The 14878-nt window shown below is 41.3% G+C and carries 13 protein-coding genes; 5 read left to right on the top strand and 8 right to left on the bottom strand.

What is annotated here, in order from left to right; all coding sequences use genetic code 11:
- The first annotated feature begins 2 nt into the window (after positions 1–2).
- From rplT to RMY63_RS06500, 5 genes are all read left to right on the top strand, one after another.
- Complete coding sequence (rplT, locus tag RMY63_RS06520; RefSeq protein WP_094350283.1) at positions 3–359, top strand: 50S ribosomal protein L20; 357 nt, start codon at positions 3–5, stop codon at positions 357–359.
- Positions 360–371: 12 nt separating this feature from the next.
- Entirely contained in the window at positions 372–1187 is an 816-nt protein-coding gene (locus tag RMY63_RS06515) for a transporter substrate-binding domain-containing protein (RefSeq protein WP_322727923.1), read from the top strand.
- A 113-nt stretch (positions 1188–1300) separates the two neighbouring features.
- Complete coding sequence (locus RMY63_RS06510; RefSeq protein WP_322727922.1) at positions 1301–1825, top strand: tetratricopeptide repeat protein; 525 nt, start codon at positions 1301–1303, stop codon at positions 1823–1825.
- Between the two features lie 211 nt (positions 1826–2036).
- Positions 2037–4019 (top strand): primary-amine oxidase, encoded by a 1983-nt coding sequence (locus tag RMY63_RS06505; RefSeq protein WP_322727921.1) that lies wholly within the window; start codon positions 2037–2039, stop codon positions 4017–4019.
- A 119-nt stretch (positions 4020–4138) separates the two neighbouring features.
- Positions 4139–4708, top strand: a complete 570-nt coding sequence (locus RMY63_RS06500) for a peptidylprolyl isomerase (RefSeq protein ID WP_322727920.1) — start codon at positions 4139–4141, stop codon at positions 4706–4708.
- A gap of 755 nt (positions 4709–5463) precedes the next feature.
- On the opposite strand, the gene RMY63_RS06495 is transcribed toward RMY63_RS06500, so the two are convergent.
- From RMY63_RS06495 to RMY63_RS06460, 8 genes are all read right to left on the bottom strand, one after another.
- Complete coding sequence (locus RMY63_RS06495; RefSeq protein ID WP_322727919.1) at positions 5464–6510, bottom strand: hypothetical protein; 1047 nt, start codon at positions 6508–6510, stop codon at positions 5464–5466.
- 17 nt (positions 6511–6527) lie between these two features.
- Complete coding sequence (locus RMY63_RS06490; protein WP_322727918.1) at positions 6528–7442, bottom strand: CHAT domain-containing protein; 915 nt, start codon at positions 7440–7442, stop codon at positions 6528–6530.
- Positions 7443–7529: 87 nt separating this feature from the next.
- Positions 7530–7679 (bottom strand): plasmid partition protein ParG, encoded by a 150-nt coding sequence (locus RMY63_RS06485; protein WP_322727917.1) that lies wholly within the window; start codon positions 7677–7679, stop codon positions 7530–7532.
- Between the two features lie 307 nt (positions 7680–7986).
- Complete coding sequence (mutS, locus tag RMY63_RS06480) at positions 7987–10602, bottom strand: DNA mismatch repair protein MutS (RefSeq protein ID WP_322727916.1); 2616 nt, start codon at positions 10600–10602, stop codon at positions 7987–7989.
- A gap of 541 nt (positions 10603–11143) precedes the next feature.
- On the bottom strand, positions 11144–11959 hold the full coding sequence (locus tag RMY63_RS06475) for a hypothetical protein (protein WP_322727915.1): 816 nt from the start codon (positions 11957–11959) through the stop codon (positions 11144–11146).
- A 324-nt stretch (positions 11960–12283) separates the two neighbouring features.
- The gene (locus tag RMY63_RS06470; protein ID WP_322727914.1) at positions 12284–12745 is read right to left on the bottom strand and encodes a tellurite resistance TerB family protein; all 462 of its coding nucleotides are present in this window, start codon (positions 12743–12745) and stop codon (positions 12284–12286) included.
- A 456-nt stretch (positions 12746–13201) separates the two neighbouring features.
- Positions 13202–14269 carry an NADPH dehydrogenase NamA gene (gene namA, locus RMY63_RS06465; RefSeq protein ID WP_322727913.1) on the bottom strand — a complete coding sequence of 356 codons (1068 nt, stop codon included), beginning with the start codon at positions 14267–14269 and terminating at the stop codon, positions 13202–13204.
- 304 nt (positions 14270–14573) lie between these two features.
- Complete coding sequence (locus RMY63_RS06460; RefSeq protein WP_322727912.1) at positions 14574–14780, bottom strand: hypothetical protein; 207 nt, start codon at positions 14778–14780, stop codon at positions 14574–14576.
- Between the last annotated feature and the right edge of the window lie 98 nt (positions 14781–14878).

Genomic DNA, 14878 nt, shown 5'->3' with positions numbered 1-14878 from the left:
TTATGACTCGGGTAAAACGCGGTAATGTAGCTCGCAAACGCCGCAATAAAATTCTCAAACTAGCTAAAGGTTTTCGCGGTTCCCATTCAACTCTGTTTAGAACTGCCAACCAACAAGTGATGAAGGCGCTACGGAGTGCCTACCGCGATCGCAAAAAGAAAAAGCGCGATTTTCGTCGCCTCTGGATCGCCCGTATCAATGCTGCTTCTAGGCAACACGGGTTGAGTTACAGCCAGTTGATTGGTAACTTGAAAAAAGCTGATATCCAACTAAATCGCAAGATGTTGGCGCAATTGGCAGTCCTCGATCCAGCTAGTTTCGGCAAAGTTGCGGAATTGGCACTTCAAGCTAAAGGATAAAGGTGGTAAGGGATGTATAACAGATGTAACAAATGGCAAATAATTACTCGGTTACATCTGGTATTATCCGTCACTATATTTGGGATTTTTTGCTTTTCTCTAGTGGGGACAGGATTAACTGCATCTGCTGCCGAAATGTCAGAAATTCAGCAGCGGGGCTATTTAAATGTTGCCGTGAAAGATAACTTGCGTCCCTTGGGATTTAAAGATGACAATGGGAATTTGCAAGGCTTAGAAATTGACTTAGCCAAGCATTTGGCAGTTGACTTGGTTGGTAAAGCCGAAGCTGTAAAATTTCAACCTGTAGCCAATCGCGATCGCCTGTCTGTAGTCTTAGACAAGAAAGTTGATTTTGCGATCGCTAGAGTCACAGCAACCGAGTCACGCGCCCGCATAGTTAGTTTCAGTGTTCCCTACTATTTGGATGGCACTGTACTAGTTACAAAAGATGCATCTGTGCAGCAGTTGAGCGATCTATCAAAACAGAAAATTGCCGTACTCAATAACTCCAGTACCATAGCTAAAGTGCGATACTATCTACCAAACGCCAAGTTAGTAGGAGTGGATTCCTATCAAGAAGCGCGAGAGAGAATAGAAAATAATGCCGCAACAGCCTTTGCCGCAGATGCTAGCGTTCTAAGCGGTTGGGTGCAAGAATATCCTCAATATCGCCTACTGCCAATTAAGTTATCAACTGAACCCTTATCTGTAGTAATGCCCAAGGGATTGCAGTACGATGAGTTAAGACGAAACGTGAATCAAGCGATCGCTCGTTATTTAGAAAAAGGTTGGCTCCAGCAACACTCTCAATATTGGGGTTTACCGTAAGTGAGTGCTGAGTGCTGAGTGAGGAGTGAAGAATTATCTCCCTCATCTCCCTCATCCCCAATAGGCTGATAATAGATTACAAAAGCGACTTTATAATATTTGTATTTGCAGCAATGGATAACAGTCTAGCCGTTGTTTATCTCTCAATTTTGGTGGTTATACTCACAGTTGCAGCCGTGGGTGTGTTTCGCCAGATTTTCAAAACTCGCAAGGTTGAAGGCTCTTTTGCAAGATTGCGAAAGAAATTAGAAAAAGAAAAGGGTACGACTCAAGAATATTATGAGTTAGCCAGTATTTATTCAGAAAAAAAAATGTATTCTCCAGCGATCGCGCTATTTCAAAAAGCTCTCAAAACTGCCCAAGAAGAGGGAGAAGAAAATATCGCCCCCATCTACAACGGGCTGGGCTATGTTTATTTTATCCAAGAGCAATATGACTTAGCAATTCGTCAGTACAAAGAAGCTATTAAGTCTAAACCAGACTACGTAACAGGATTGAATAATCTCGGTCACGCCTACGAGAAGAAAAAATTAACCACTCAGGCGTTACAAAGTTACGAAGAAGCACTCAAATTAGCTCCCAATAACTCTATTGCTAAACGTCGTGCTGAATCTTTACGCCGTTTGGTTTCGGCATAAATAGGGGACTGGGGATTGGGGAAGGTGGGGCCCCCTCTGGGGATAAGGGGTAATGGGGATTGGGTATTAGAAAAGATTTCCCAGTCCTTGCTCCCCAGTCCCCAATCCCTAACTATTAACAAATTAATTTCGCTTTAGTCTCTTAATTTATCGGTTTTCACTCTTAAGGTTGGAAATAGATAACTACAAGTCTTTTGTAAAAACGTAAAAGATGATTAAGCGGCTAAAGCGTTTTTTATGGCTAGCTATTGCCATCATTGTTGTCATTTCTTTCTCAATCGGATTAATGAAAACATTGACGGCTCAACAGCCTTCGATTTCCCATCCTCTCACTTCGCTAACTGAGGTAGAAATTAGCACAGCTGTTTCGGTCATCCAAAGAGAAAAAACTTTGAGTGAAATGGCAGCTTTTCCACTGATTGCTTTACAAGAACCAGATAAAGAAGAAGTTATAAATTTTACGCCTGGTAAAGTCTTCCAGCGAAAAGTTTTTTTGGTAATCTATGAACGTTCACAAAACAAAACCTTTGAAGCAATTGTTGATCTGAGAAGCAAAACCTTAAGTTCTTGGAAAGAAATACCGTCTGTTCAACCTGCGATCGTTAATTCAGAATATGAACTAGCAACTCAGATAGTTAAAGCCGATCCCCGATGGCAAAAAGCGATGCAAAAGCGGGGAATTACTGATTTTGAGCAAGTCAAAATTAGTTGGTGGGCACCAGGAATTCTGAGCGAACAGGAAGAAGCAATAGATAATCGTCTTTGTCGTGGCTTATCTTACTACAAAGGTAAAAGCTGGAACTATTACGGTAGTCCGATTGAAGGAGTTTTAGTAACGGTCAATTTGAACACGGGTAAAATTGCCAGTTTTGTTGATAAAGGAAATGTACCTTTCTCTCAAGAAAACTGGAATTATGATGTCAAGTCCTTAGGCAAATTACTGTCACCACTGAAAGCATTGAAAATCCTCCAACTTAATGGTAGAAGTTTCCAGATAAAAGACAATGAAATTAGCTGGCAAGGTTGGAATTTTCGCTATTCAATGCATCCTCGTAATGGATTAATGTTGTATCAAGTGACGTATAATGACGAGGAAAATATTCGACCAGTTTTATACCGTGCTAGCCTCTCAGAAATGGTAGTACCTTATGGCAATCCTGAGCCTACTTGGTCGTTCAGAAATGCCTTTGATGTTGGAGAATACAACTTAGGTCTACTAGCAAATACGATGGAATTAGGTAAAGAAATTCCCGAAAATGGCTTGTTGCTAAATGCTGTATTTGCTAATGAGCAGGGAGAACCTTATCAAATGCCAGGGGTTATCGGCATCTACGAGCGCGATAACGGAATGCTGTGGAAACACTATGAATATAATACTCAGCGTAATGATGTCCGTCGCAGTCGAGAATTAGTGATGAAGATGACGGTAGCCATTGATAACTATGATTACAGCATCAATTGGATCTTTCACCAGGATGGGACTTTGGAAGTCCAAAATGAATTAACGGGCATCGTACTGGCGCAGGGAACGGCTGCACAAAAGCAATCTGATGATGATTCATCTGGTCGGCTAATTGCTAAGAATATCTTCGGAGTAAATCATCAGCACTTTTTTAACTATCGCTTAGATTTCGATGTCGATGGTCAGGCGAATTCTGTGATGGAAATGAATGTGAATGCTTTGCCGATGGATGAGAAAAATCCTTTAGGAAATGCGATCGCAATTACAGAAACCCCACTCACAAAAGAAACGGCTGCTGTGCGCGATTTGAATATGAAAAGCAGTCGAGAATGGATGATTGTTAGTGCAGACAAAAAGAATGCTCTCGGTGCTGCACCTGGATATATGCTGATGCCTGAAGGAAACTCGATATTTTTCCCTGTGGAAGGCTCAAAAATCCGGGAAAGGGCAGAATTTGCGACTCATCACCTCTGGGTAACAAAATATAAACCTACTGAACTTTATGCTGGGGGCGATTATCCGAACCAGACGAAACCAGGACAGGGTTTACCAAAATATATCTCAGACAATGAGTCTTTGTTGGGTAAAGATATTGTACTGTGGTACACAATGGGCGTAACTCATATTCCGCGATCGGAAGATTGGCCTGTGATGCCTGTTCATCAAGTTGGCTTTAAGTTAGTCCCTAGAGGATTCTTTAGCCGGAATCCAGCGATAAATTTGCCAGAGTAAAATATTTGTTGGCTCAAGTTTCCTTCCTTCAGGTTTTTTGTCATGTCTAAAGGCGGTAACTTGAATGCTGATAAACTTATATAGGTCAAATACTGGCACTTGTTAAAATAGGATATCTAATGAACTTTCCAGAAATTAATATTCCCGGTGATGGAACACTGCACGCTCGTTTAATTACTTCCTTGGGTGAAATTGTAGTTCGTTTAGAAGAAGAGCGAACTCCTAACACCGTCAAAAATTTTGTCGGTCTAGCAACCGGAACAATCGACTGGAAAGACCCTAAAACTGGTCAATCTGGTAAGGGAACTCCAGCTTACGATGGGGTTCGCTTTCACCGAGTCATCCCTAATTTTATGATTCAGTGTGGCGATCCTCTGTCTCGTTATCTAGATACAGCCAGCCGATGGGGTACTGGTGGCCCGGGATATCAATTTGAGGATGAGTTTCATCCTGAATTGAGACACACTGGTGCAGGTATCCTATCGATGGCTAATGCTGGACGCGGTACTAATGGTTCGCAATGGTTCATTACAGAAGCACCAACCCCTCACCTTGACAACAATCACAGTGTTTTTGGTGAAGTTGTCCAAGGTCTAGATATAGTCAGCAAGATTGCTAATGTGCCTACGACTAGAGATCGTCCCAATCAAGAAGTAGTGTTACAAAAAGTAGAAATTTTTCGGCAGTAATTAATATCATGTCCGGTTAAAAACTTATCATTAAGACCGCAGAGGGGCAGAGGGGATGGTTTTTTGGGCTTTCTGCATAGAGAGAGAAAGGGAATTATAACTAATTAGCCGGACATGATATAACGCTTTTTCATCACTCTGGTCAGAGAAAAATTTCAGCCAACTTTTAAACAAAAGATAGGAACCGGGTTTGGAGCTTTATTTTCTAACATTACGTGAGTTCGACGGATAGGAAAGCGCAAAAAGCTTCGCCAACAGTATTAGATACCTGTAATTTCCGGCAAGATGGTCTGCAAAAGCTTATCCTGTCTGAGTTTTAGCAATTATTCTCCAGCCTTACCACAGAGAACAGTACATACTCTGCCCTAACAAACACATTATGTATAGGCTTAAGTCAATGCTTACTTGATATTGATGGGAGCTTTAATTATAGAATTGAATACAAGTAAGAAAAAACTAAGCAACAAGATTTGATTATCTGCTAAAAAGCTTGATATATAAGAGTTTTAGATAGCCATTCTTTTGCAAGCTACTTGCGAGGTTGTGGCTACTATATGTGTTTACATTTTGTTTACAACGATCCTATTTGCAGGTCGAAGTGTTTCTTATTGCTGGCTCCTACAGATAAGTTCACCTCAATTTGAGATGGAGTTAACACTACTGGTTTTCTGACTTTGAATTCCAATAAAATAGGCTGAAATCATTATTTTGCAAGAATTATATCTTCAGTTTCATTCTAGCTTTCACTTAGCTTATTAGTTATCTAGAGACCAGACTTTTAAGCTTGTATATTGGACTGATTTACCACTTCTACCGTCTTTTGCTATTAAAAAAACATCTCCTTTATTCGTGAACTCTGAAAGATCAAAAGTTTGAATGTACATATCATTTACAAAAAAAATAGCTTTTTTCTCCTTTACAACTAAACTTAATTTGTTTGAACTGCCATCGGAAACATTAAGATTTGATAATTTGCCGTTTGAAGATCTACTAGTTCCACCGAAACGCCATTCTTTTTCCTTTGAAGCAACCCATACATCGAATGATTTACGTTGGGTATCGTTAAGCTTATCACTTGTATTTTCTTGAAATGCGAAACCATAAGTCCAATTATCCATCGCACCGTCATATGGGTTATGAAACTGAGCTTCAACAATAAAATTACGAAGGTTGACATGTGTAGATTTAACTGGTATCACTCCTTCTCGATACTCTCCTATTTCTCCCTTATTAGTCTCAGACCAAGCAAGTGTGGCTTTCTCTCTTAGCGTCTGATATTCGACTAATTGAGGTGGCTGTTTCAGATATTCATAAGTTGGATATCCTGCTAACACAATTATAATAATTGCACCACTTGCAAGTAGTTTTTTGTTAACAGTACCGATTTTTGTAAACAATGATTCAGGTTTTGAATCATCTGGTTGATTGGGGAAACTTGGATCTAGAGAAGTTGGAGTCGTCTGTTTATTCTTAGGGTTATTCCGAGTTAACACCAGATCGCAATGGAGTTTTGCGGCAATCTCAGTTAGGATAGGTGCATATTTTTCGGATTTAGAAAAAATCGGAATTAGTTCCAGACAACAAAGTTTACAAATAGCTTCTTTATTGCCTATTTCATTTAAATAAGTAATTAACTCTACAACAAAGTCAGCATCTGCTGAATCTTTTATGAACCCAAGTCTTTTGGGGTCTATTCCAATTCTTAGACATAGTGCTTCTCGTGTTCTTGATTGTTGGCTGCGGAGCATTAAGTTTACTAATGCTTCAACATCAAATTCGTCTAAACCAAATTGAGTATTCATATTTTTAAGTTCTCACATTACTTACAAATTAGTTTTGATTTAATATTTTCCAAATCAGCCGAGTACTTACTTCTTCTAAAGAAAACATCTAATTCGGAGCAGATTTTACAAAGAGCGCGTTTGTCATCTACATTATGTAAATGGCTAATTAACTCTAAAGCAAAGTCAGCATCAGCGGATTGCCTTAAAAATCCAAGTTGATTTGGTTCAATTCCAATTCTTATACAAAGTGCTTTTCGTGCCGAATATTCTGCACGTCCACTACGTATTAAGAGGTTTGTAAGTATTTCTCTGTCATAGTCGTTTAGTTCTTCAGGTGCAGGTTCGTTCGTGATTGGAGGCTGTTCTTCAATAGAAACTGTTTTTTCAATATTTGGCTTCTTCTTGAGAATCGGGGTTAGTTGCTCTGGAACACCTGCCAAACGAATTGCAGCACAACCAAATTTGTAGGCAAACTCAACAGGTCGCCCAGATCCTAGAGCATCGTAAAAACCCACAGCAAATTCAATTGCTGCTCTATCTCCGATCGCCTTTTTCATGCCAATCACATAATTAATTTGTTGTGCGATCGCGTCTGCTTGCACTTCCGAATAACAGCCATTCAGAACAACACACTCAACTTGCTCTGCAAACAGTTCAAACAGTCCCGCTAAAGCTTCTCCATCGACCAGCTTTGCCGAACCTATTTCATCTTCAAATACTAAACCCTCATCTCCTGTTCCATGCCCAGAAAAATGAACAATAGAAGGATTGTTATCCAGCATTGCCCGTTGGATATCCCTTGGTCGCACTGCCCACTTCTGTTCTAAGACAAACTGCTCGCGCTGTTTGGCTCGCTGCAATCCAGCATCAATTTCACGCACTTCCTCATCCAAACGCAACGGTTTTGTGCCTTGAGGATTTGCTGCCAAAATTAAGATTGTTTGCACCATTTACTAAACCCCAGTTATGTAAGTTGATAAGATTCTCATTTAAATGGTTTTACCAGTAGTAAGAACATCCGATTTGGTACTAGCCTCTTACCTCTTTATCTCACCAACTTGGGGAACCTCGTTGCTTTCGAGCCATTGCTCGATTAGCTCAATTACTACTTGGCTCATTTTCTTGCCCCGCATGACACAGGTGGCATGGAACCGCTTCTTCAACTCATCCGTGATGCTAATGTGCATTTTTTAGATTGATATTTATGTACGTAATTCTTACACAAATCTACAAATGTAAAAAAGGCAATTCCGAAAAAATACTAGTTAAAAAGTGAAAACACTCTACTAAAGAGTGCTAAGGATTATTGTTTTATGCTCTGGTGAGAGTGATGGAAGAGCGATAACACCTCGGTTTGTAGCAAGGACTTTAGTGCTGAGAAAATAAGGACTAAAGTCCTTAACCAACGGAAAAGTTAGTCGCTCATGGGGGAAACTTCCTTGGCGCTAGCCTCTCCCTTTGGGAGAAGCTAGCGCTAACTCACTACAAACTTGCTTACCCATCGAGATTTTGCAGCCCCATCGCAATCTTACTGTGTTTTTCAATTTGCCCCATGACTTGTTTTGCCCGTTGAATAACTACGGCTGGTAAACCCGCCAGTCTTCCCGCTTCAATTCCATAAGACTTATCAGCACCTCCTGGTTGGACTTGGTGCAAAAAGATAATTTGGTCGGGTAATTCTTTCACTGTCACTTGATAGTTAGCCACATTCGGTATAATGCTAGCCAGTTCATTTAACTCGTGGTAATGCGTGGCAAAAATTGTGCGCGACCGAATATCCACTGCTATATATTCTGCCACCGCCCAAGCGATGGAAAGACCATCAAATGTTGCTGTCCCGCGGCCAATTTCATCTAATAATACCAACGACCTAGATGTGGCATGGTTGAGAATATTTGCGGTTTCATTCATCTCCACCATAAACGTAGATTGACCAGTTGCTAAATCATCTACTGCACCGACACGGGTGAAAATGCGATCGCATATTCCCAATCTAGCAAACCTCGCGGGTACAAAACTACCAATCTGCGCCATTAACTGAATCAATCCCACCTGACGCAAATAACAACTTTTGCCACTGGCGTTTGGCCCAGTGAGAATAATTAAATCGGGATTGTCATTTGTCATTTGTCCTTTGTCATTTGTCATTTGTCCTTGGTCATCTGCTAATGACTCTTGACCCAATTGCGTTGAATTCGGCACAAAGAACCCCGCAGGTAAAGACTGTTCCACTACCGGATGACGACCATCAACAATGTTTATCTCTCTTCCTGGCAACATTTCGGGACGACAGTAACCTTGATGTACGGACAACTCAGCCAAACCACACAACACATCCGCCGCCGCTACAGCACGAGATAAATTGCGAATTACTTCCGCCTCTTGTGCTACCTCTTCCCGCAACGCCGTAAAAATCTCATATTCCAACTGATTTAAATCATCTCGCGCTGTGAGAATTCTAGCTTCTCGTTCTTTCAAATCTGGAGTGATATAACGTTCCTCATTGGTCAGGGTTTGCTTGCGGATATAATTAGCGGGTACTTGGTCAGCTTTGGTGCGAGAAATACTGATGTAATAACCAAAGGTTTTGTTAAATCCTACCTTCAGTGTTGAAATTCCTGTCTTGGCCCTCTCATCAACTTCCAAATTGGCAATCCACTGCTGGTCTGCTTCTACAGTCGCCTTCCTTTCATCCAATAGGGGATTTACACTGGGACGAATTAATCCACCTTCCTTGATTTGGATGGGTGGTGATTCTACAAGATGTACGTGTAACTTTTGTGCCAATTCTTCCAACACACTTGGGACTTTCTGCAAAGCTTTCAGGAAAGGAGAACGCGTCTCAAGGACTAAGTTGGATAATTCCGGTAAGCGTGAGAGGGAATCTGCCAAAGCCACTAAATCTCTAGCATTAGCTGTACCAGAACCCGCCCTTCCTGTGAGGCGTTCCAAATCATAAATTTGCCTTAATAACTGTCGTAAATCTTGACGCAGGGGCGTATTTTCCATCAATTCTTGGATGGTATCTTGCCGTGCCCGAATGCCTTTAATATCGAGTAGGGGTTGCAACAACCACCGCCGCAAAGCCCGCCCACCCATTGCTGTACTAGTTTTATCTAACGCCCAAAGTAGAGAACCGTGAAAAGTGCCATCCCGGACGGTTTGGGTAATTTCTAGGTTACGGCGGGTTTGATTGTCAACAATTAGATAGTCAGTGACAGTATAGCTGCGGAGTCTTTGAAGGGTGACAGGGTTTTCTTTTTGAGTATCTTCCAGGTATTCCAGAAGACCACCGGCTGCACGAACAGCGAGGGGAAGATGATCGCAACCGAGTCCTTCAAGCGATCGCACCTTAAATTTCTGCAATAATCTAGGTCTAGCTTCTCCTTGAGAAAAGGGAAGTTGCGATCGCAAACTATAACAAAATGATGGTGGCAAACACTCCGGTAGATGTGGTGAAGTTTCTCCCGGACGCAGCAAACTACCTAAATCAGGCGCATTTGTCGGAACTAACACCTCTGAAGGTTGCAAGCGCATTAATTCTTGTGTCAAATGTTCTAAATCACTACCTTGAGTGGTAAGAAATTCACCTGTAGAGATGTCTGCATAAGCTAAACCCCAGTGATTTGCAGCAATTACTACTGCTGCTAAGTAATTATTACGACTTGATTTAAGCATTCCTTCTTCTAGCAAAGTTCCAGGAGTCAGGATGCGCGTTACCTCCCGCCGCACCAATCTCCCAGCAGCTTCAGAAGCATCTTCTACTTGGTCACAAATTACTACTGCGTAGCCTTTTTCTACTAGCATCGTTGCATAGCGTTCCCAAGCGTGATGCGGAACACCAGACATCGCCACCCGTCCCTGTTCCCCAGCTTGCTTACTAGTGAGAACTAATTCCAATTCTTGCGCTAGTTTTACAGCATCTTGGAAATAGCATTCAAAGAAATCTCCTACCCGATACAGCAATACCGCGTGAGGATATTTATCCTTTGTCTCGACATAATGCAAGTACATTTGACTTAGCTTACTGCGATCCACCTGTTGATGGTGAGAAATAAAAGTACTTGCATCGGGCTTGGTAGATGGAGTTTCGGAGTGAGAGGCGGTCATAGATGCTATCGAGTTATGCACGGAAATTCCCCAAGATCCGATGATAACGTGATGTGAAAGTTGAATGGCGATCGCTCAAGGATATTTTACCTTCACAGCAGATTGCAAGTTAATGAAGTACAAAAATACCCCTCCCTAACCCTCCTTGATGTATTGGCTACGGTGTACACACAAGTCTAAAATAGCTGATTAACTAGGGTTTTACCCTTCCGTAACCCTCACGCCACTTGCTTCTCCCTTGGCGCTAGCCTCTCCCTTTGGGAGAAGAGGAGACGCTGCGCGTAGCTTGCTTCCCCGGAGGAGTACAAGTCGGGCAGAGCCGCCCAACGCAGTGGCTCCCCTTGTAAAGGGGAGGGAACTAAGTTTCTTTTTTCCCTTTTTTGAGTAGCCTCGACGTAATCGCCTAAGAAATTTATTATGTGGAATAGCTTATTACTTGTGACTTCAATGTATGCTGTTTCTTTGCCTATGATTGTGTTGGTTGATACAACCTACAACATTTGCAGGTTGTATCAACCAAAGCACCTTAGAATTCAAGCTATTACAAATTGATTGTTGTTTTCTTATGATGTTTGCGTTTTAGTAATGCTGCCGCCCCCCAAACACTAATTGCCAGTGTACCCAATGCTGCCGAAGGTTCGGGGACAGAGACCACCTCAGATTCAAATGTAAATTTTGTTACTAAACCTATTGTGTCTAGCCCATCAGCATTAGCAAAGTTAGGATCAGAACTCCATTGACGCGATACGGAATCGGAATCTCCATTACTAATACTGATATTTTCTTGGGCATCAAACTGAATAGACGAAAATATCATATCAGATCCAACAAAATTTTTCACATCAAGTAATAAGTTACCTTTAGTTGGATCGTATAAAAATGGATTTTGTAAATTGATAACAATATCAAACTTTTTCGGGCCAAATACCGGACCTTCATCGGCACTGGAGAGTGATAAAGCTCCACTGAACACTGTAATGTTGTCTACCCCGACATTATCTGCAAAGGTTTTGCTCAAGTTATCAGGTGCGCTCTTTGTCGTAGAAAGGTTAATTAGGATACTAGAAACTGTCGATGAGAAAGCATTGCTACTGCCGAAATCGCTATCAGGACGAAAGGCAATTTGGCTAATTAGTTGAGGTTCAGATAGGGATGCAAATTCTGAAGCGCCAAAAACTTGCTGATACCGACCCCGAAAATTTCCGATGAATGGCCAACTGTTGTTGCTATTACCCTCTGTAGCTTCTACTTCATTAGGAACAATAATTGCGGCCTGTGACACTCCTCCTGCGACTAAGGCAACAATTGCAGAGCTGGCAACAGCCATTGAGATTTTTTTGATCGCAGTTGCAACCATAATACTCCTGCTTACTTTACTATTTAGAAAACATATAGCATTTTTCAGTCTAGTGAGGTACAGTAGCAACAATGGGTAAACCAATTATGAATATCATTGTACTTCATTAGACTGGGAAACGCTATACAAGTAATCACCCGAACTTGATATAGTTTCTAACTATTAATACTTTATCGAATTAATCTTGATAAAATGCAAGATTCCCAACTTCTTCATGAAGTCGGGAATCTGAACAACTTAACTCAAACAAAATTATTTCATAATTCCAAATTTAGCAACCCCAAATTAAAGTGGTAGATGACTGAGGTTGCAAGTCAAAAAAGATTACTCCTCTTCTTCCTCTTCTTCTTCTCCAAATACTGCGTCTATAAGTTCTTGTGCGCGTTCGTCTGAAATATTTAAGGCTTCTTGAAGTTCAGAGATATAATCTTGTTCACTTTCAGGTACTTCTTCGTCAATCCCTACTACTAAGATAGCTGTGATGTATGCAGCTTCACGATAACCTCTATCGGGTAAGGATTCGATAGACTGGGCGATTAAATCTTCTGGTTCTTCTTCTTCAATCAAGCTGACGACTTTTTCGGTCAATTCTTCAAAGTCTTCTTCAGAGTAATCTTCAAATAAGTCAACCCGACCGAGAAATTCACTCAAAGCATATTCTTCTGTGGAAGAAATACCTTCACCATCAGCAGCTGCGGAAAACAACCCAAGGATTGCGATCGCAACTTCTGGTTCTAGAGCAACTGAACTAACACTACGGCCTTTGGGCAATTTGCGTTTAGACATTAATTATCCTTTAAAAGTTACGTGATATTTCAGGAAGTAATACGTTGTGGTCTATAATGCTTCCTCGATTTATGATTCCCAAAAGAATGCAGAAATATACATTAAGATGAATCTTTTTTCATAAAAAATACGCAAAGAGTATATTCATCTGCGTATAAAAACGGTTAAGTTGCCTGAAGTGATCGAGATTTTTAGTATTTAACAAAGTCTAGGGGTTTAAATCCCCGGCTTCTATAGCAAGGGACTGGGAACTAGGGACTGGGGACTGGGTGAAAAGCCTTTTTGTGTCTAAGTTTTATCATCTGTTATGTCCTAACCACCTTGGCTATTGCTATATCAAGCCGCAAGTGTTGGGCTGCTTGTCTTTATCCCCGTTACAACACGGAAAAAGCGAATTGCGAATTGCGAATTGGTTTAAGTTGTCACCAATCTACAGAGCATGGGAACGAAGAAAGCCTACAACCAAGCTCGGTCGTATTGAACAGGCCAGAGTTTATCGTGTCCAAGTTGTTTGGCTGCCAGATGTGGCCAGTAAGGATTGCGGAGCAGTTCACGTCCTAACAGCACTATATCAGCTACTTCTGTACGAATAATCTCGTCAGCTTGTTCAGAAGATGTAATTAAGCCCACGGCTCCTGTATAAATATTAGCTTCGCGGCGAATGCGTTCGGCAAACTGAGTCTGATAACCAGGTTTAATTGGGACATTAACGCCTGGTATGATACCGCCTGATGAATTGTCGATGAGATCCACTCCTAAAGACTTGAGTTTGTCGCTTAAAGCAATACTTTGCTCAATGTCCCAGCCATTGTCTACCCAATCGGTGGCACAGATGCGTACCCAAAGTGGATGTGTCTTAGGCCAAACCTCTCGGACTGCTTGAACTAGTTCTCTGAGCAGACGAGTCCGATTTTCAAAGCTACCACCATAATCATCTTGACGGTGGTTAGAAAGAGGCGAGAGAAATTGGTGCAGTAGATAACCGTGAGCAGCATGGATTTCCACTACCTTGAAACCAGCTTGTAGAGAACGTTTGGCAGCTTGAGCAAAGGCGTCAATAATTTCTTGAATTCCCTCAAGGCTAAGGGCTTCTGGAACTGGGCTATCTTGGCTAAAAGCGATCGCACTACTCGAAACCAAGGGACGCCAACCTTCCTGAGATTCATCCAGCACTTTCCCTCCTTTACTCGGTTTAGCAGTGCTGGCCTTTCTACCTGCATGAGCAAGTTGAATACCTGCAACAGCGCCAAAGTTATGAATTAATGCCACAGTCTTGGCTAAAGTTTCTATGTGTGAATCTGACCAAATTCCCAAATCTTGCGGGCTAATCCGTCCACGCGGTTCCACAGCTGCTGCTTCTGTGAACACTATACCTGCACCGCCAACTGCGCGAGAAGCTAGATGAATAACGTGCCAATCATTAGCATATCCATTTGTACTGGAATATTGACACATCGGTGAAACGGCGATACGGTTGCGAAAAACAACTTCACGAATCTTGAATGGTTCAAATAGATGTGCCATTAATCTTGATTCCTTCTCTTGCTAGGTAAAAGAAATTGGGGAGGGATTTGCAGCATGAATTCGATTTTGCATTAATTAAATAGAGAAGTCAGCCCCTTTGGGGAAGTCAAAAGTCAAAATTCAGAATGCGATTAGTGGGGAATTTAGACCCACCACTTTATAGTCTCCCAGTAAATTCAAAATTTGGTGGGAGACTTAAATCCTTACTCTCAGCGCCTAATTTAGCGCCGTAGGTATCATAATAGTTCTTGCGTAGAGCACTATTTCTCCGGTCTCTTGCCCTACGTAAGAACTACCTCTTTTGTTAAATATTTGTTGAATTACTAGAGTCATCATAGAGATTTGGATAAATAGGCTGATCTTCAGGCTTTTGAGACTGCAATTCCCAGATATCGCGTTTTCCTAGTTCTTGATCCGCTAATAACTGTAGATGATCTGGTAATTTAGTTGTTTGCCAAATTGACCAAATTTCTTCACCAAATAATTCTTTTTCAATTTTTCCAGAAAACATGATTTGACCTCCACGAATGTTCAATTTTAAGTTTAGTAACTCCTAATTTAGGAAAGACGAAGTAACAAAATTGTCATCTTCATTCTTTCGTTATCTTT

This window comes from Nostoc sp. ChiQUE01b (genome assembly GCF_034531255.1).
GTDB lineage: Bacteria > Cyanobacteriota > Cyanobacteriia > Cyanobacteriales > Nostocaceae > Nostoc.
Note: the sequence above shows the minus strand (reverse complement) of the source record. Positions and strands in the feature narration are given on the sequence as shown.